Origin of the sequence: Conchiformibius steedae (assembly GCF_014054725.1) — a bacterium.
GTDB classification, from domain to species: domain Bacteria; phylum Pseudomonadota; class Gammaproteobacteria; order Burkholderiales; family Neisseriaceae; genus Conchiformibius; species Conchiformibius steedae.
Genome location: NZ_CP059563.1, coordinates 1018783 through 1037981, shown reverse-complemented (window position 1 = coordinate 1037981; position 19199 = coordinate 1018783). Strand labels below are relative to the sequence as shown.

13 protein-coding genes are annotated in these 19199 nt (G+C 52.1%); 6 read left to right on the top strand and 7 right to left on the bottom strand.

The window, feature by feature from the left end; all coding sequences use genetic code 11:
* The first annotated feature begins 18 nt into the window (after positions 1-18).
* Both H3L98_RS05655 and H3L98_RS05650 read left to right on the top strand, forming a co-directional pair.
* Positions 19-1368, top strand: coding sequence for a cytochrome b (locus H3L98_RS05655; RefSeq protein WP_027021141.1), 1350 nt, complete (start codon positions 19-21; stop codon positions 1366-1368).
* A 16-nt stretch (positions 1369-1384) separates the two neighbouring features.
* Positions 1385-2170 (top strand): cytochrome c1, encoded by a 786-nt coding sequence (locus tag H3L98_RS05650; protein ID WP_027021140.1) that lies wholly within the window; start codon positions 1385-1387, stop codon positions 2168-2170.
* A gap of 101 nt (positions 2171-2271) precedes the next feature.
* Here H3L98_RS05650 and hfq read toward each other — a convergent pair whose 3' ends face one another.
* Positions 2272-2574 (bottom strand): RNA chaperone Hfq, encoded by a 303-nt coding sequence (gene hfq, locus H3L98_RS05645; protein WP_027021139.1) that lies wholly within the window; start codon positions 2572-2574, stop codon positions 2272-2274.
* A 193-nt stretch (positions 2575-2767) separates the two neighbouring features.
* Here hfq and H3L98_RS05640 point away from each other — a divergent pair, with 193 nt between their 5' ends.
* Positions 2768-4819 carry a M3 family metallopeptidase gene (locus H3L98_RS05640; protein WP_027021138.1) on the top strand — a complete coding sequence of 684 codons (2052 nt, stop codon included), beginning with the start codon at positions 2768-2770 and terminating at the stop codon, positions 4817-4819.
* A gap of 54 nt (positions 4820-4873) precedes the next feature.
* On the opposite strand, the gene H3L98_RS05635 is transcribed toward H3L98_RS05640, so the two are convergent.
* From H3L98_RS05635 to H3L98_RS05625, 3 genes are read right to left on the bottom strand one after another with little or no spacing between them, the layout of a single operon-like run.
* Positions 4874-5728: a PHP domain-containing protein gene (locus H3L98_RS05635; RefSeq protein WP_027021137.1), complete on the bottom strand. Its 855-nt coding sequence runs from the start codon at positions 5726-5728 to the stop codon at positions 4874-4876.
* On the bottom strand, positions 5721-6215 hold the full coding sequence (gene ruvX / locus H3L98_RS05630) for a Holliday junction resolvase RuvX (protein ID WP_084481826.1): 495 nt from the start codon (positions 6213-6215) through the stop codon (positions 5721-5723). Before ruvX ends, H3L98_RS05635 begins: the two co-directional genes overlap by 8 nt.
* The gene (locus H3L98_RS05625) at positions 6208-6762 is read right to left on the bottom strand and encodes a YqgE/AlgH family protein (RefSeq protein WP_027021136.1); all 555 of its coding nucleotides are present in this window, start codon (positions 6760-6762) and stop codon (positions 6208-6210) included. Before H3L98_RS05625 ends, ruvX begins: the two co-directional genes overlap by 8 nt.
* 586 nt (positions 6763-7348) lie before the next feature.
* Here H3L98_RS05625 and H3L98_RS11050 point away from each other — a divergent pair.
* The 3 genes from H3L98_RS11050 to H3L98_RS05610 all read left to right on the top strand — a co-directional run bounded on the left by H3L98_RS11050 (position 7349) and on the right by H3L98_RS05610 (position 9131).
* The gene (locus H3L98_RS11050; RefSeq protein WP_051532052.1) at positions 7349-7909 is read left to right on the top strand and encodes a flavin prenyltransferase UbiX; all 561 of its coding nucleotides are present in this window, start codon (positions 7349-7351) and stop codon (positions 7907-7909) included.
* A 355-nt stretch (positions 7910-8264) separates the two neighbouring features.
* On the top strand, positions 8265-8798 hold the full coding sequence (locus H3L98_RS05615; protein WP_051531943.1) for a hypothetical protein: 534 nt from the start codon (positions 8265-8267) through the stop codon (positions 8796-8798).
* Between the two features lie 33 nt (positions 8799-8831).
* The gene (locus H3L98_RS05610; protein WP_051531942.1) at positions 8832-9131 is read left to right on the top strand and encodes a hypothetical protein; all 300 of its coding nucleotides are present in this window, start codon (positions 8832-8834) and stop codon (positions 9129-9131) included.
* A gap of 295 nt (positions 9132-9426) precedes the next feature.
* Here H3L98_RS05610 and H3L98_RS05605 read toward each other — a convergent pair whose 3' ends face one another.
* The 3 genes from H3L98_RS05605 to H3L98_RS05595 form a co-directional block, all read right to left on the bottom strand.
* Positions 9427-9987 carry a hypothetical protein gene (locus H3L98_RS05605; RefSeq protein WP_027021133.1) on the bottom strand — a complete coding sequence of 187 codons (561 nt, stop codon included), beginning with the start codon at positions 9985-9987 and terminating at the stop codon, positions 9427-9429.
* A gap of 15 nt (positions 9988-10002) precedes the next feature.
* Positions 10003-12276, bottom strand: coding sequence for a class 1a ribonucleoside-diphosphate reductase subunit alpha (nrdA, locus tag H3L98_RS05600; protein ID WP_027021132.1), 2274 nt, complete (start codon positions 12274-12276; stop codon positions 10003-10005).
* 249 nt (positions 12277-12525) lie between these two features.
* Positions 12526-18789: a S6 family peptidase gene (locus tag H3L98_RS05595; RefSeq protein ID WP_051531941.1), complete on the bottom strand. Its 6264-nt coding sequence runs from the start codon at positions 18787-18789 to the stop codon at positions 12526-12528.
* Between the last annotated feature and the right edge of the window lie 410 nt (positions 18790-19199).

Below are 19199 nucleotides of genomic sequence, written 5' to 3'. Positions count from 1 at the left end.
AACAAAGGGGCACAGACTATGGAAAACCAAAATCAAAGCAAAGGCAAAGCCTTACTGGACTGGGTGGACGCGCGTTTCCCCCTGTCCAAAATGATGAAGGAACACGTTACCGAATACTATGCACCGAAAAACTTTAATTTTTGGTACTTTTTCGGTTCGTTGGCGATGCTGGTGCTGGTGATTCAAATCGTCAGCGGCATTTTCCTAACCATGAACTTTAAACCCGACGGCACGCTGAACGCACAAAATCTGCCTGTAGCGTTTGCCGCCGTGGAATACATTATGCGCGACGTGTCGGGCGGTTGGATTATCCGCTATATGCACTCTACCGGCGCATCCATGTTCTTTATCGTGGTGTATCTGCACATGTTCCGCGGTTTGGTGTACGGCTCGTTTAAAAAGCCGCGCGAACTGGTGTGGGTATTCGGCTCGCTGATTTTCTTGGCATTGATGGCAGAAGCCTTTATGGGCTACCTGCTGCCTTGGGGTCAGATGTCGTTTTGGGGCGCACAGGTGATTATTAATCTGTTCGGCGCGATTCCCGTGATTGGTCCTGATTTATCCACTTGGATTCGCGGCGACTTTAACGTATCTGATGCCACCTTAAACCGCTTCTTCGCCCTGCACGTGATTGCCCTGCCTTTGGTATTGGTCGGTTTGGTGGCTGCCCACCTGATTGCCCTGCACGAAGTGGGTTCCAACAACCCCGACGGCGTGGAAATCAAAAAACTGAAAGATTCTAACGGTATTCCTTTGGACGGCATTCCTTTCCACCCCTACTACACCGTTAAAGACATTTTGGGCGTAGTGGTATTTTTGATTTTCTTCTGCGCGGTGATGTTCTTTGCCCCCGAAGGCGGCGGTTATTTCTTGGAGAAACCGAACTTTGACCCTGCCGACCCGCTGAAAACCCCGCCGCACATCGCACCCGTTTGGTATTTCACCCCGTTCTATGCGATTTTGCGTGCCGTACCCTCTTTTGCAGGTACACAAGTTTGGGGCGTATTGGCAATGGGCGCAGCCGTGGTGCTGATTGCACTGCTGCCGTGGCTGGACCGTTCCCCCACCAAATCCATCCGCTACCGCGGTCCGATTTTCAAATTTGCCTTGGTTGCCTTTTTGATTTCATTCATCGGCTTGGGCATTTTGGGCGCGAAAGTGGCAAGCGATACCCGTACTTTGGTTTCGCAAATTTTGTCAGTGGTGTATTTCGCCTTCTTCTTGGGCATGCCGTTTTACACCAAATTGGACCAAGACAAACCCGTTCCCGAGCGTGTAACCATGAGCACGCCCAAACAAAAACTGATGTTCTTTGTTTATGTGGCGATTACGCTGGTGGGTTCATACCTGTTTGCGGTTTATATTTAAAAGGGCGGTGAACAAAATGAAAAAATCATTGAAACAATACCTTGCTGCCATCGCCTTGGCAGCCCCCATCGGCATGGCTGGCGCAGCAGGCGGCGGCAACTACGAAAAAGTAGAATTAGACCACGGCGACCAAATCAGCCTGCAACGCGGCGCACAGATTTTTGTCAATAACTGCCTGTCGTGCCACTCGGCTTCCGCCATGCGTTTTAACCGCTTGAAAGACATCGGTTTAACAGAAGATGAAATCAAAAACAATCTGATGTTTACCACCGATAAAGTGGGCGATGTGATGCAGGCGCACATGGACCCAGCCGATGCGAAAAAATGGTTTGGCGCAGCCCCACCCGATTTAACCCTGATTGCCCGCTCACGCGGCGCGGATTACCTGTATGCCTATCTGCGCGGTTTCTACCACGACCCCACCCGTCCCAACGGTTGGAACAATGTGGTGTTTGATAAAGTAGGCATGCCGCATCCGCTGTGGGAACAACAAGGCATTCAAGCCGTTAAGTTGGACGACAAAGGTCAGCCCATTTGGAAAGACGACGGACACGGCGGCAAAATCCCCGATTTGTATTGGGTTCAAGCAGGTACGCAAACACGCATGACCAAAGACGGCAAAGTGATTACCAAAGAATTTGATAATTCTGTCAAAGATTTGGTGAACTTTATGTCGTATATGGCAGAGCCTGCACAGGTTCAGCGCAAACAAATCGGCTACATCGTGTTGATGTTCCTGATTGCGGTACTGCTGCCATTGGCATACTTCCTGAAAAAAGAATTCTGGAAAGACGTGCATTAAGAAGCTATCCCCGAAATATCCGTATTTCGGGGATATTTTTATCAGACAATAAAAAACGCATGGTTGAATCCGACAACCATGCGTTGAATCAAAACAAAAAATCAGGCAGCGCTGGGGGTAACGGTTTCCACCTGCTGCAAAGTCATGGCGGTTTTTTGCTGGGCATTTTTATTGCCGCCGTCGTGCTGCAAGCTGACTGCACGCGCGGGCACAATGGTAGAAATGGCGTGTTTGTACACCATTTGCGTTACCGAAGTATTGCGCAGCAATACCACATATTGGTCAAAAGATTCCACTTGTCCTTGCAGTTTGATGCCGTTTACCAAATAAATGGAAACGGGCACATGTTCCTTACGCAAAGCGTTCAGGAAAGGATCTTGTAACAGTTGTCCTTTAGCTGTCATTGTTTGGCTCCGTTATTTCGGTTTTGAGTTGGGAAAAAACCACTCTATTTTATCCGTAAACGCGCCAATTACCAAGCGTTTTTTGTATTTTTAATCACGCCCTAATGCAAAACCGATGAGTGTTCTGCCATCGGCAACGCGCCAACAGATGGGCTATAATAGCCGTTCTGACAACACACACGAAAGACACCCCATGTCCGACAATATTTTGTTGAATTTACAAGATGAACCGCGTTTTGCCGATATCCGCGCCGAAGATGTGCGCCCTGCTGTCCGCCAAGCCATTGCCGAAGCCCGCGAAGCTGTAGCAGCGGTAAAAAATCAAGATGAAGCAGCCACTTGGCTGAATACCGTTGAACCGCTAACCGATGCCACCGAGCGTGTGGGGCGCATTTGGGGCGTGGTGGCGCATTTAAATTCGGTGGCAGATACGCCTGAATTACGTGCCGCTTACAATGAATTGATGCCCGAAGTAACGGTTTTCTTTACCGAAATCGGACAGGATATTGAATTGTACGAGCGTTTTAAAGACATTAAGGCTTCGCCACAGTTTGATAAATTGGACGCTGCCCGTCAAACCAAATTGGCGCATGATTTGCGCGGATTTGTGTTAAGCGGTGCGGAACTGCCCCCCGAACAGCAGGCACGTTTTGCCGAATTGCAAAGCGAAGGCGCACAATTGGGCGCACAGTTTGCCCAAAATGTGTTGGACGCAACTGATGCGTTTGCGCTGTATTTTGAAGACGAAAGCGAATTGGCGGGTTTGCCCGAAGATGCTTTGGCGATGTTCCGCGCTGCTGCCGAAGCCGACAACAAAAGCGGTTGGAAAATCGGGTTGCAAATGCCGCATTATTTGGCAGTGATGCAGCACGCCGACCGCCGCGAACTGCGCGAACAGCTTTACCGTGCCTACAGCACCCGCGCCAGCGAATTGGGCAAACCCGAATGGGACAACACCGCCAATATCAACCGCTGTTTGGAAATTGCTTTAGAAGAAGCCAAGCTGCTGGGTTATGCCAATTACGCCGAATTGTCGCTGGCAACCAAAATGGCAGAAACCCCCGCACAAGTTTTGGATTTTCTGAACGATTTGGCAAAACGCGCCAAACCTTTCGCCGAGCGCGATTTGGCAGAAGTACGCGCTTTTGCTGCCGACAAGCTGAACATCGCCGATTTGCAGGCGTGGGATTTGGCTTATGCCAGCGAAAAACTGCGCGAAGCCAAATACGCTTTCAGCGAAACCGAAGTGAAAAAATACTTTCCTGTCAGCAAGGTATTGGCAGGTTTGTTTGCACAGGTACACCGTTTGTTCGGGGTGAACTTTATTGAAAAACGCGTTCCCGCTTGGCATGAAGACGTGCGTTATTTTGAATTGGAAAAAGGCGGTTCAATTATCGGCGGCGTGTATTTTGACCTGTTTGCCCGCGAAGGCAAACGCGGCGGCGCATGGATGAACGATTACCGCGGTCGCCGCCGTTTTGCAGACGGACACAAAGCGGGACAAATCCAAACGCCTGTTGCCTATTTGGTGTGCAATTTTACTCCGCCTGTAAACGGCAAAGAATCGCGTTTAAGCCACGATGAAATCCTGACTCTGTTCCACGAAACGGGACACGGATTGCATCACCTGCTTACCCGTGTGGACGAGTTGGGCGTGAGCGGCATCAACGGCGTGGAATGGGACGCGGTGGAACTGCCCAGCCAGTTTATGGAAAACTTTGTGTGGGAATACGACGTGTTACGCGGTATGTCGGCGCACGAAGACACGGGCGAGGCATTACCTGAAGATTTGTTTGCCAAAATGTTGGCGGCGAAAAATTTCCAACGCGGGCTGTTTTTGGTACGCCAAATGGAATTTGCCTTGTTTGACATGAAGATTTACAGCGAAACCGATACGGCACAATTGCACCATTGGGCGCAGGTATTGGACGAAGTGCGCCGTGAAGTGGCGGTTATCCGTCCGCCCGAATACAACCGTTTTGCCAACAGCTTCAGCCATATTTTTGCAGGGGGCTACTCGGCAGGCTATTACAGCTACGCTTGGGCGGAAGTATTGAGCGCGGATGCTTATGCGGCATTTGAAGAAAGCGGCGACGTGAAAAACACGGGCGCGAAATTCTGGAATGAAATCTTGGCGGTGGGCGGCAGCCGCAGCGCGATGGACAGCTTTAAAGCCTTTCGTGGACGTGCGCCGCAAATTGATGCTTTGTTAAGACATTCAGGATTTGAAGCACAACCCGCTTAATTCTGTTTCTCAATCAAACCAAACCTGTATTCTGCACAGAATACAGGTTTTTTGTTAATGTACAGGCTGATACGGCTCGCGGAACTGCGCCCATATCGGACGACACAACGGCGGCAGTTCGGGACACGCACCCAATACCCCGCCGCCATAGCCGCCGCTGCGGTGAAAATCGCTGCCCGCGCTGGCAAAAAAACCAAATTGTTCCGCCAACAGCGCGTAATTTAAACGGTCGCCCAAACTGCTGCTGCCGCTGTGGACTTCAATCGCGCAGCCGCCTGCTGCTTGAAATTCGCTAAACAAATGCCGCCGTGCCGTTGCCGACAAATCATAGCGCATCGGATGCGCCACCACCGCCAATCCGCCCGCCGCCGTAATCGCGCCCACCGCTTCGTCCAAATCCGCCCAACGGTGCGCCACCGCCGCACATTTGCCCTCGCCCAAATACTTGGTAAACGCCTGCTGCTTGTTGCGAACCACGCCCTGTTGCAGCAAAAATTCCGCCACATGGGTGCGCGACACCATTTCGGGATTGGCAGCTGCCAATGCCATTGCGCCGTCAAATACGCCTGTAATGCCTTTTTTGGCTAATTTTTCCGATATTTGGCGCACCCGTTCAATGCGTCCGCCGCGCACCCGCGCCAGCAGCGTTTGCAAGCCTTCATGTTGTTCGTCAAAATCCAAACCAACAATGTGAATGGTGCGCCCGCGCCATGTTACCGACACTTCCACGCCGCTAATCACACGAATGCCGTGTTGTGCGGCTTCGGCGCGTGCGGGGGCGATGCCGCCAGTGTGGTCGTGGTCGGTTAATGCCAGCAGACGACAACCGTTCTGCGCCGCCAAGCGCACCACTTCTTCAGGGCTTAACGCCCCGTCCGATACGCTGGAATGACAATGTAAATCAATCATTTTTATCTATTTTTTCTTTTTGTGCCGCATCCATCGCAGCAAACACCGCCACCGTATCCATGCGCACGCCATCAAAAAAGCCCTGCAACAAAGCCTGCGCCGCTACTTGGTCGGATACGGCTTTGTGTTTTTTACCAAACACTTGCGCCTGATGCAGCAGCTCTTCCGCATAAAGGGACGTAAAACGCTCGTCCGCCCAAAACACAGGCAAATCAAAGCGTTTCTGCAAACGCTCGCCAAATCGCCGCGCCAAACGGGTGATGTCGTGGGGTGTGCCGTCAGCATGCACGGGTAAGCCCACCAGTAAAAACTGCGGCTGCCACTGCTGCACCAACACGGCAATCCGTTCCAATTTTTCGGCATTGCTGCGCCCCGTTACCGTTGCCAAGGGGTGCGCGATGCACACCGCCGAATCGCCCTGCGCCACGCCGATGCGCGTTTCGCCAAAATCAAACGCCAACACCCCGCCCTGCGGCAAATCAGGCATGACCTGCCCCGTGCATCAAATTCACTTGTTCAATCCCCAGTTTGGCCAACGCCGCGCGGTAACGCTTACCCGCAGGCAAATCAAATAAAATCGCATTGTCCGCCGCCACCGTCAGCCACGAATTTTCTGCCAATTCGCGTTCCAACTGTCCTTTTTCCCAACTGGCGTAACCAATGGTTAAAAAAGCTTTTGCCACTTTTTCTTCATCGCCCAGATTTTCCACAATATCGCGTGAAGTGGTGACGCCGTTGTCGTCTGCACCGTTTACTTTTAAGGTGCTTTGCCATTCGCCTGCGGGCGTATGCACCACAAAACCGCGTTCGGGATGCACTGGTCCGCCAAACAAAACAAAATCTTCGGCAAAACGTTCGGGCGTGTCGCCGCCGTTGCCCGCAAACACCGCCTGCATGGGAATCGGCGACGGTTTATTGATAATCACGCCCATCGCGCCTTCCTGATTGTGTTCACACACATACACCACGCTGCCCGCAAACGGACCTTCATCTAAAGCGGGTGCGGCAATCAAAAAATGATTGCTCAAATCCATGGTCAAACTCCTCAAACAAATATTGTTTAAAATAAGGCTGCAGATGCAGTTTATCAAGCGATAAAAAACTTTATTTTTACTTTACCACAAGCATATATTTTATGTATAATAAATTGCTTTTTCTAATACATAACTAGGCATTTAACACATAGGCAATCCCTATACAACTCACGCCCGCTGCGGCAGAAACCCTATTGCCTCTTCAGGCATTATTTTGAATATAAAGGTAAAAATTATGAAATCTATTATGGATAACCGTTTTGAAAACTTTGAATTGCTGATTCGTGAAGCAGGCGGCGTTGCCAAACTCGCCCGCCGTTGTGGTTACGAAAAAGCCGCTTATCTGTATCAAGTACGCGCCAAAACCGTGCGTCCCAACGGTCAGACACTGCAAATCGGCGACCGCATGGCTGCTAAATTGGAAAAAGGCATGAACAAACCCGCAGGTTGGATGGATTTTGACCACAACGGCGATGCGCAAGACATGGTACCTGCACCCAAAGCCGCTGCACCTGCCGCTGTTCCGTCTGAAAGCGGCAACAACGGCATTCAAACCGTTACTTTAGCGTTTACCGGCGCATCGGGTATGCCCTATGGCGTGCGTTTGTTGGAAGTGCTGTTGCAAGCAGGCAAAAACGTGCAATTGGTGTATTCGCAAGCCGCGCAAATTGTGGCGCAGCAGGAAATGGATTTAAAACTGCCTGCTTCCGCTGCCGAAGCCCAAGAAATGTTGTGCCAACGCTTTAATGTCAGCGCACCGCAATTGCGCGTATTTGGGCGTGAAGAATGGTTTGCCGCGCCCGCTTCAGGCAACAGCGCCGCCGATGCGATGGTGATTTGCCCTGCCAGCATGGGCACAGTAGCTGCGGTGGCAAACGGTTTGTCGGAAAACCTGATTGAACGCGCCGCCGACGTTATCATTAAAGAACGCCGTCCGCTGATTGTTGTGCCTCGTGAAACCCCGTTCTCAACCATTCACTTGGAAAACCTGCTCAAGTTGGCACAAGCAGGTTGCACCGTGTTGCCTCCCTCTGCGGGCTTCTACACCAAGCCGCAAAGCGTTAACGATATGGTAGATTTTGTGGTGGCGCGTATTCTCGACCAACTGCGTATCCCCCACAGCCTGATGCCCAAATGGGGTGAATAAACGTGGAAGGGCTGTATGAGCTGGTTGCCCTGTTGGTGCGCTTTGCCAACTGGCTGATGAGTCTGTTTGACTGAAACCGCTTGACAGCCCACATGTTTGCCGCGTATAGTGCGCCTGTTCGGGTTTGAGCTTCCATCAAACCCGCTGATTCAAATGATTTTGGGAAATGGTAAAGATGAACCGTTTTACACACGCTTTTACTTATTGGCACTACTGCATGAACGTGCGGTATGCTTTTGCGTGTCGGTAATTTCCGAACCCTTCTCACAAACACACCGCCCAAGCCATTCAGACTGCGGCGGTTTTTTATTAGCTGTTCAATCAATCGCCGTATCCACCCACAAGGAACACCGCGATGAACACCATGATGAAAAACCGTCCCACTTTCCGCCCCACCACCCCTGCCCTAACCCGCATCACTTTGCTGACTGACGGCAATATCCACGCCCCCGCACCTGTAGATGTGTCTGTCCTACCCGACAACTGCGCCAGCGAAGCGCTGTTACCGCAAATCCGCACCACCGCCATGATGTTGGCTGCTGCCCGCCGCCACACCCAATACACCAGCCCTACACAATTTAGCGATGCAGCCGATTGGCTCGCTGCCCGTCTGCTGGTCTTGCAAGTGCGCGTGTTGCACCTGCCCGCCCAGTGCCAAAATCTGCTGGATACCGCCAACCGCCGCGCCGAAGCCTTTGCCCGTGAACACGGTTTGCCGTTCCGCCCTGCCCGCTTGCATATCAGCGACTCCAACCCAACACATCTGCTCACGCTTGACTGCCAACCCGATGCCCCCACCCGTGCAAAACTGTTTGAAAATATGCAAACGCTGCGTAAGATTGTGTTTACATCAAGACAAAATTTCCCCAAGTGCCTCAAACTCAAGTAAAGTAGCCGTTCAACTTACTTGAAAGGACACACCATGACCATCAATAAAAAATACGCTGCCGCTGCCATTGCTGCCATGATTGCCACCGCAGGCGGATTATCGGTTGCCCTTGCCAAAGAAAAACAACCCGATATTCAAGCCAATACCTCTGGATTATCCACAGAACTGTCTACCAGCATTGCCCGCACCGCTTTGGCAATGGGCGTAAAAGAGCCGCTGACCATCAGCAAACATGCCGATTCTGCGCAGATTTCCGGCAGCAATCAGGCAGTTTGCACTGTCAAACTGTCCAATGGCGCAGAGCCGAAAATGTTAGGCATTTCTTGCAAATAATCTTAATTGTAAAAATTCAGGCTGCCTGAAACGGTTTTTCCCGTTTTCAGGCAGCCGTATACTTTTGATAATTTTTTAAACAAAAATTCAACACTCTTCTTCATATCAATCCACAAACTGTATCCCCATACTCGCAACCATGTTAAAATTGGCATCAATAAAACGTATAAGCAGGTTTGACGGTCATATTACGTCAGCGTTTATCCGACCTTATCCCAATAAGGTTACCAGCCCAAGAGCAGTTATAAAGCGATACCTGTACCAATGCCCTCAATAAATTATTGGGGGCATTGCCTTATTTGGGACGTTTAATCCGTTTATTGCATACCGTATTATTCAATAAAACATAAAACGACACTGGCTTATAGCGGGTATGCTGCTGCCGTTCTTTATCTCGAATATAAGCACTATTGATAAAAATATACACATCACAACGTTTATCGCGGGACTTCTTTAAAGAAAAATAAATTTCATAATCTACGCGCTCCCCGTCTGTCCCTTCTACCTCCACCGTTAAGAACTTATCATCAGCCGAAGTGAAAAAGCATTTTCTCTGCGCCAATTCCTGAATAATTTGCGGCAATTTTTTTGAATAGGCGTATCGTTCAAAACAAAAAATCCGCGTTTCTTTTGGCAAGATACAATGCAAATCACTCGGAAAATCAGCCAATGTTTCACCTTTTGCCTGATTAGGTGCTTTCGTAAAACAATGACCGCTAAACTCCACAATGCAGCGATAAATCTTTTCGGTTTCACCAGCTTTACCCGCAGCCTGAATATAGCTGACATACATTGGTTCTAAATGCGACAAATCATATACTTGCTCTTGATAATGGAAGTCGGAAAAATCTGACATACACCTACTCCCACATCAAATCTTACACGCCCCACCCACGCAGCCATCGTCCTGCAAATCCACCTGCGTATCGTCCGCACCATCGCGGGTATTGTGATAATACAAGGTTTTTAAACCATATTTATATGCCGACAGCAAATCTTTCAGCATCTGGTTCATCGGTACGCGCCCACCTTCAAAACGCTGCGGGTCGTAGCTGGTATTGGCGGAAATGGCTTGGTCCACAAACTTTTGCATCACGCCCACCAGTTTCAGGTAGCCGTCGTTACCGCCCATTTGCCACAGGGTTTCATAACGGTGGCGCAGGCGTTCCAATTCGGGCACAACCTGCTTCAAAATGCCGTCTTTTGAAGCCTTTACCGACACCAAACCGCGCGGCGGCTCAATGCCGTTGGTGGCATTGGCAATTTGCGAACTGGTTTCGCTGGGCATCAGCGCAGTCAGCGTGGAATTACGCAAACCGTGTTGCACAATTTCGGCGCGTAAACTTTCCCAATCCAAGTGCAAAGGCTCGCTGCAAAATTTGTCCAAATCGTTTTTATAAGTATCAATCGGCAACACGCCTTGCGCGTAACGGGTTTCGTGGAACAAGGGGCAAGCGCCGAATTCTTTTGCCAACCCAACTGATGCTTTCAGCAAATAATATTGAATCGCTTCAAAGGTTTTGTGGGTTAAGGCAATGGCGGAATCGTCGCTGTAACGCACACCGTTTTTCGCCAAATAATAGGCATAGTTAATCACGCCCACGCCCAAAGTGCGGCGGTTCATGGTGGCGATTTTGGCGGCGGCAATCGGATAATCCTGATAATCCAGCAGCGCATCCAAGGCGCGTACCGCCAAATCGGACAAGCCTTCCAATTCGTCCAAGCTTTCCAATGCGCCCAAATTAAACGCCGACAAGGTACACAGGGCAATTTCGCCGTTGGTGTCGCCGATTTCGTTTAAAGGCTTGGTAGGCAAGGCGATTTCCAAACACAAATTGGATTGGCGCACAGGCGCAACCGCAGGGTCAAACGGGCTGTGGGTGTTGCAGTGGTCCACATTTTGAATATAAATGCGCCCCGTACCTGCGCGTTCCTGCATCAGCAGCGAGAACAAATCGGCGGCAGGAATGGTGCGTTTACGGATGTTTTCGTCCTGCTCGTATTGGGTGTACAGGCGTTCAAATTCGTCTTGGTCAGCGAAAAAGGCTTCGTACAAACCAGGGGTTTCATTGGGGGAAAACAGGGTAATGTCGCTGCCTTTAATCAGACGGGTGTACAGCAAACGGTTGATTTGCACGCCGTAATCCAAATGGCGTACGCGGTTGTCTTCCACGCCGCGGTTGTTTTTCAACACCAGCAGGCTTTCCACTTCAATATGCCAGAGCGGATAAAACAGCGTTGCTGCACCGCCGCGCACCCCGCCTTGCGAACAGGATTTGACGGCTGCCTGAAACATTTTAAAAAACGGAATACAGCCCGTATGCTGCGCTTCGCCGCCACGGATTTCGCTACCCAAACCGCGAATACGCCCTGCGTTAATGCCAATGCCTGCGCGTTGGGAAACGTATTTCACAATGGAAGACGTGGTGGCATTGATGCTGTCCAAGCTGTCGTCACACTCAATCAGCACACAAGATGAAAATTGGCGCGTGGGCGTGCGCACGCCCGACATAATCGGCGTGGGCAGGGAAATTTTAAACAGCGAAACGGCATCGTAAAACTTCTTCACATAATCCAAACGCTCGCTTTTGGGGTATTTGGCAAACAGACACATCGCCACCAGCACATATAAAAACTGTGGGCTTTCATAGATTTGGCGCGTTACGCGGTTTTGTACCAGATATTTGCCTTCCAGCTGCTTGACTGCGCCGTAGGAAAAACGCAAATCGCGTTCGTGGTCAATATAGTTGTCCAGTTCGTCAAATTCTTCGCGGCTGTAATCGGCGAGAATATGGCGGTCGTATTTGCCCATTTCAGTCAGTTTGACCACATGGTCGTACAGATGCGGCGGCGTGTAGTCGCCATAAGCAATTTTACGCAAATGGAAAATCGCCAAACGCGCCGCCAAATATTGATAATCGGGGTTTTCTTCAGAAATCAAATCGGCAGCGGATTTGATGATGGTTTCGTGAATGTCTTGGGTGCGGATGCCGTTGTAAAACTGAATTTTGGACTTCATCTCCACCTGCGATTGCGATACGTTTTGCAGCCCTTCTGCCGCCCATTTGATAACTTTATGGATTTTGTCGAGATTGATGGCTTCTAGGCGGCCGTCGCGCTTGGTAACTTTGATGCTGGTGTTCATGAGGAAGTCCGAAATAATAAAAGCAGGCAGGGATTTTCGCCCTTGCCGTTTAAGATGCGGGACTATGATAAGGCATTATGTTTGGGCTGTTCAAGTCTTGACAAATGCGAATACAGTCAAATCAAACACATAAAATTTAATAAAATAAAACAATTTTTTACATAGAAAAAGCGCGGCAGGGCGCGGTGGGAACATTGTTCCGACACGCCCTGCCGCGCTTTTGACGGCATGTTTAACTATTGTGGTATTTTACCAACGGTAGCCCACGCTCAAGCCGCCTGAAGTGGTACGGCGGCGTTCGTTGCCACGGCTGTGTGATACCTGTGCCGACACGTTCCACGCGCCCGCAGCCACGCCCACACCTGCTTCGCCTTCCCAATATTTGCCGAAGCGTTGTTTGAGCTGACGACCGTTGATATTGACGTTGGCTTCGCGGTCAAGGTCGTGATACACGGCGCGGACGTGCGGGGTAATCTGCACACCGTTGGCGGTTTTCACGGTTTTGGACACGCTTAATCCTGCTTGGTAGCCCACCAGATTTTGCGAACCGCTTTGAACGTGCAATGCGCCGTCTGTGTCGCCGTCGTGCAAGCGGTAATCCGTTGCGCCGATGTGGCGGTAGTTCACACCAATGTCGGGGCGCACGTCCAAACCTGCTACCTGAATCTGCGTGCCGATACCTGCTGAAGCATGAGCAATATTGCGTTTGATTTCGTTTTGCTTGCCGCTGCTGCTGATTTGGCTGCGGCTGCGCCCGTAACCTGCTTGCGCAGTGGCAAACACGCCGTTGTCAAACTGGGCTTTACCGTACACGCCCACTGTGGTGGCGTGTCCGCGTCCGTCAACGCCTTCGGCATAGTCGCGGCTGCTGCGGGTATGGCTGAATACCGCACCTGCGGTCAATTCGCCCACGCCGATGCGCCGGTGGCGGTCAACACCCAAATGAATGCTGTCGTCGCGGTATTCGTAAGGACGGTATTGTGCGGAACGCTGTTCGCCTTTGCGGGTTTCGGCTGCCGACCAAATGCCGTTATGGGTTTTACCGATTTGGCGCAAACGGCGTTCTACCCCGCGCACGCTGTGTTCCAAGGCGCTGCTTTGGGCAGACAATTCCGACAGAGCGGTATTGGCATTGCGGCTGATTAACTGTGCCTGCGCCTGATTGGCTGCCTGTTCGCTTTGACGGCGTGCGGCTTCGGCTTCTGCCTGACGTTTGGCGGCAGCGGCTTGGGCTTGCGCGGCTTGACGTTCAGCAGCTTCTTCGGCGCGTGCCAACTGTGCGGCTTTCAAATCGGCTTCGGCTTTTTCGCGGGCAGCGGCTTCGGCTTGATAACGCGCCTGCGCTTCTTTCAACTCGGCAGCACTTTGAACACGCGCGGCTTCGGCGGCTTCGGCGCGTTTTTGTGCGGCTTCGGCTTCGCTGGCTTTGGCAGCGGCGTTTTCCTGTGCGGCTTTGGCTTGGGCGAGTGCGGCATCGCGTTCGCTTTGGGCGGTACTGCTCAGGCTTTCGGCGTGTTGTTGGGCGCGACGGGCTGCGGCAGCGGCGTTTTCTGCTTCACGCGCTGCGTTTTGTGCGGTTTCGGCAGCGGCTTGGGCTTGTTCGCGGGCTTGTTTCTCGTTGGCTTGCAAACGCTTGGCTTCATCGGCAGCGGTTTGCGCAGCACGCGCATGGTTTTCTGCCAACTCACGACGGGCTTCGGCGTTTTCCGCAGCGGTGCGGGCGTTTGCTAACTCGCTCAAAGCGTTTTGCAACTGCTGCTGACTGCCGTTTTTGGCAGCTTCGGCAGCGGCTTGGGCTTCTTGCGCGGTTTTGGCAGCGGCTTCGGCAGCGGTTTTGGCGGATTCGGCTGCCAAACGCGCGGTTTCCGCAACTTGCGCCTGTTGTTCGGCAAGTGCTTGCGCGGCTTTGGCATCTTCCGCAGCTTGTGCCTGACGTGCTGCTTCGCTTTGGGCGTTTTGTTTGTCGCGCTCGGCTTGATTCAAACGGCTTTCGGTGGCCGCCAAAGTACGGCGTGTATCCGCCAATGCCGCAGCGGTGGCACTTTCTGCTTCTTCCAAACGCTGTTTCGCGGCTTCCGCAGCTTGTAAACGTTTTTCTGCATCGGCTTTGGCAGATTCTGCGCTTTGGGCGCGTTCGGTAGCAGCAGCAGCGGCATCGGCTTGGGCGTTGGCACGTTCCACAGCCAAACGTTCGGCTTCGCGTGCCGTTTCAACCGCATTGTGCGCTTCCGCCAAATCGCTTTGTGCTTTGGTTTTATCGGCTTCGGCGGCTTCGGCACGTTTTTGGGCTTCTTGTGCGGCTTGTTCCGCAGCATCGGCGCGGCGGCTGGCTACGACCACTGCTTCACCGTGACTGGCTTCCGCCAAACGTTTCGCCTCTTCCGCATCACGTTTGGCTTTTTCGGCTTCGGCTTTTGCCGCTTCCGCTGCTTGCAAACGTTTTTCCACATCGGCTTTGGCGGCTTCGGCACTACGGGCGCGTTCGCCTGCCGCTGCCGCGGCATCGGCTTGTTCTTGAGCGCGTTGTTGTGCAGATTGCGCAGCGGCGCGGGCTTCGCTAACGGCACTTTGCGCCGCAGTCAAATCATTTTGCGCCTGTGTTTTCGCAGATTCAGCGGCTTGAGCGCGTTTTTCTGCTGCTTGTGCCGTTTTTTCAGCGGCTTCGGCACGGCTTTGTGCAGCGGCAACGGCAGCGGCATCCGCGCCCTGACTTTGCTCGGCAAGGCGTTTGGCTTCTTCTGCCACGCGACGTGCTGCTTCCGCTTCTGCTTTGGCACTTTCCGCTGCCTGCAAACGTTTTTCCGCATCCGCTTTGGCAGATTCGGCAGTTTGGGCGCGTTCGGTGGCAGCAGCGGCGGTATCGGCTTGTTCTTGAGCGCGTTGTTGGGCGGCTTGCGCGGCGGCGCGGGCTTCGCTAACGGCACTTTGCGCCGCAGTCAAATCATTTTGCGCCTGTGTTTTCGCAGATTCAGCGGCTTGGGCGCGTTTTTCTGCTTCTTTTGCCGTTTTTTCAGCGGCTTCGGCACGGCTTTGTGCGGCGGCAACGGCAGCAGCATCTGCACCCTGATTTTGCTCGGCAAGCAGTTTGGCTGCTTCGGCTGCGCGTTTGGCTTCTTCCGCTTCGGCTTTCGCGGCTTCCGCTGCCTGCAAACGTTTTTCCGCATCCGCTTTGGCAACTTCCGCAGCTTGAGCGGCGGCTTTGGCGGTTTGCGCTTCACGCTCGGCAACGGTTTTTTCGGCTTGCGCGGCTTGGGCGTTGCTTTGTGCGGCCTGCAAACGCTGTTCCGCTTCCGCTTTGGCGGTATTGGCTGCATCGCGCTGACGTTCTGCTTCGGCTTTGGCGCTTTCCGCTGCCTGTGCCTGACGTTGGGCGGTTTCTGCAGCTTCACGCGCCGTTTGCAAAGCAGCGGTATTGGCGTTTTGGTTTTCTTCGGCACGGCGTTTGGCTTCTTCGGCAGCGGTTTGCGCCGCAACGGCAATCAAACGCGCCGATTCGGCTTGCGCTGCCAATGCTTCCGCCTGCTTACGCGCTGCCTGTGCATCTGCCAGCTTCTTGGCGGCAGCAGCGGCAGCGGCTTTTTCCGCATCGGCTTTGGCTTTTGCCAATTCCGCTTCTTTCACGGGATTATGCAGATAATATTGGTTGCGCTCGTCTGATGCCAATGTGTAACGCCACGCCCCTGCATCCACATGGCTTTCGTTTTGCGGGTTACGCAGATTCACCGTTACCGCATTTTTGTCTTGTGCGCCGTGGTTCAACGCCAGCAAGGTCAAACGCTGAACTTGGGTCGGCTCGTTGCCGCTGTTACGCACATTCAAGGTGTGATTACCTGTTGCCAAACCGTTTACCACGATTTTATCGCCTTGGTTGGCAGCCAGATTGGTGTTCAGATTGAAACCCATTTCGCCCGACAAGTCGCCATCCACGGTTAAAGTGCGGTATTGCTTGCCATTGCTCAACGTAACCTGTCCGCCGTGGCTGCCGCTTAAAGAACCAATGCGGCTGTTATCAGGCAGATGCCAGTGTGCACCCGCCAAACGCAGACCGGTTTGGCGTTCGGCAGCAATGGCGCGGCGGTATTCCACACCATTACCCAAGGTTAATTGACCGTGTTCGCGCACGGCAAGATTGCCTTCTACGCGGGTGGGGGTCATATTGTCCAAAACGGCTTTGCTGATATTGCTGGGGGCGCAAGCGGTTTCGCCTGTGTAATCGGAACGCACACACACGGGGGTTTCGCCCTGAATATAACCCAGTACCGCCTGACCGCTGCCGCTTACGCTCACATTACCGCGCAATTCGGGCAGATTACGCCCTGTCTGCAACACGCCTTTCCCCTCTACCACAAAGTTGTGCGCGGTAAAATTGCTGTCCGTCCATTCGTCTTCGCGTACCACATCGGCGTTTTTCTGCATATCGCGGGCGTGCAACACGGGCGCACCCGACAACAGCACTTTACCGCTTTGTACGCTGACATTACCGTTTAAGTTCATTCCGCCTGAAAACAGGGTTAAATCTTCAGGATTTTCCGCACGGTACACCAAATTCAGTTTGCCGTTGTGCTTGCCCGAACCTTTACGTTCGCCCAAATAGCCGTGGTAGCCGTCCATAACCGCCACATGGCGGCGGGCATTTTCACGTTCCAAATAAATGCGCTCGGCGGCGGCACGGTCGTGTCCCAAAAATTCCCAACTGGCACTGCTTTGACCGTTCACGGGATAATAATCGCCCGGATTACCGCCCGGTTTCAAAATAAAATAATCCTTACGGTTGCGGCGGTGCGTGTTCACATATTCGCGCAAACCGTTGCCCTTCTGATTCCAATTCAACCAAGGAATTTCCCCTGCCGTCATCGGTTTGGGCAAACGGCGGCTGATGGTGATTTCCGCACTGCCCGTACGGTGGTTATTGACAATATGCGCCCCTTTATCCGCATTTTGAATACGGTTAAAAGTCAAATCATTGCCGTTTACATCCAAACGTCCGCCACGGAAACCGAAATAAATATTGTCGGGATTGACTTGGTCTGCACTTTCCAACACCACCGTAGCGCGTCCGCTCACAATACCCACTGACGAAAACGCTTGTTTTTCGCCGTTGGCATCGGCACGCTGCGCCAGTATTACCGTACCGTCGCCCACGCTGATGCTGCCCTGATTTTTACCCTGTCCGTTTACGCGCAACACACCTTCGCCGATTTTGGACAAACGGTCGCCATTGGGATTATGCACCTGCCATTGCACGGTTTTACCTTTGGCAATGTCCACACCCGCGCCCAGCCAAGTGGTATTGGCATCTTTACCCGTTACCGTAAAATCGGTATCAAATTTCAACGCGCCTGCGCCTTGGTTGATATCCGACTGCAAGCGCAAAGTACCGCGTTTGCCCGACAAAATCATGCTTTTACCGTGATTTAAGCTGGGACGCTTTTGAGACGTATCGTTTGCTTTTTGCGCTTCATCAGTCAAACCCACGCGGTAAGGCGCACCGGTATTAGCAGGATTGGAAACGGTGCTGCTGTTGCCCGCCGCCGTCCAATCAAACACAGCATTATCTACGCTGTTGCTGATATTTGCGCCAATATCTTCGTTTTGCTGTTTCAGCAAAAATTCGGGACGCGAAATCGCACTGATGTTTTTTTGTCCTTTGTCGCCCAAATAAAAATTCAATACTGCCAGCGTTACCCAACGGTCTTGCTGCTTGTCGTACACCAGCACCGGCGAACCGCTGTCGCCCGGTGCGCCGTAAGTTGCCATCGGTCCGTAAGTGTCGTCATACACGCTGCTCTGTGCATCAAACCAGCTGTAGCGCGATTGGCTCGGACGCAAGGGGCTGCCACCAGTCAGATAACGGTAAGGACCACTCAAATAGCGGTTGGTGCCGTCTTTGTCGCGCGTCCACTGTGTGCCGCTGCCTGTGCGGGCAAACACGGGAAAACGCTCTTTATCCTCATAAGTACGGGGCTCCATGCCGGCAGACGACATCGGAATCGGCTCCACTTCCGTGACCAGTTTTGCCAAACGCGGCGTGTGGTAATCCTGATGCAGCTGACGTTTGGCATCCACACCCGCATCGGTCTGTTCTTTTACAGTAGGATAATCGTTGCGATCCACCAGTTTATAATCAAAATGATGGGCATCGGCACTGTCGCCCGCCTGCCCGAAACGCACCGAGCCGTAACCGCCGTTGTGCTGCACACTGGTTACATATTGCGGAGAAACCAAAGTTGCCACCCCGCTGGTGGATACCCCGCTTAAATCTGGCATGGGCGCCGCCGTCATCATTTTGCCCAGCAACTGCCCATTTTTGTCAAAAACCTCAATATTCCGCGCACCGGGGGTAAATTTACCCTTGTTTTCGGCAAAATCGCGGAAATACTGATAGTCAATATCACTGCGTACAAACGATGCCTGCGCCTGCACCGCCACGCCTGCCGAAATCAGCGAAGCCAGCACCGTGCGGCGGAAACGCTTTTTGGTTTGCGAACGGTAAGAAACAGCATAAGGTTTCATGATTTATATTCCTTTCTTTTCATACACCCGCCCGATATCAGACGTGTGTTTCTGTATTTCAATTCAGTTAAAATAAAAATAAAAAACAGGTTTTGATACAGACATCCTTATGCCTTCAAAACCCTATTACCCATATACCGTTAAAAATATTTCATTTTTATACACAATCACACCGTATAAAAATCAAACATTTCAACTTTAACACAACTTTTTTCCGTTTGGCTTTTCCCCCGCCCCGATGCCAATATTCTGTTGCACATTTACCGCAAACAAAAACCATGCCAAATATGCTGCCATATCAATGCACTTATCCCCAACATAGCCACATTAAATAACAGCTTTTCCCCACTCAAAAAACAACGCCGAATCCCCATACGGGATTCGGCGCGTCTGCCGTCAAAAAACTTACT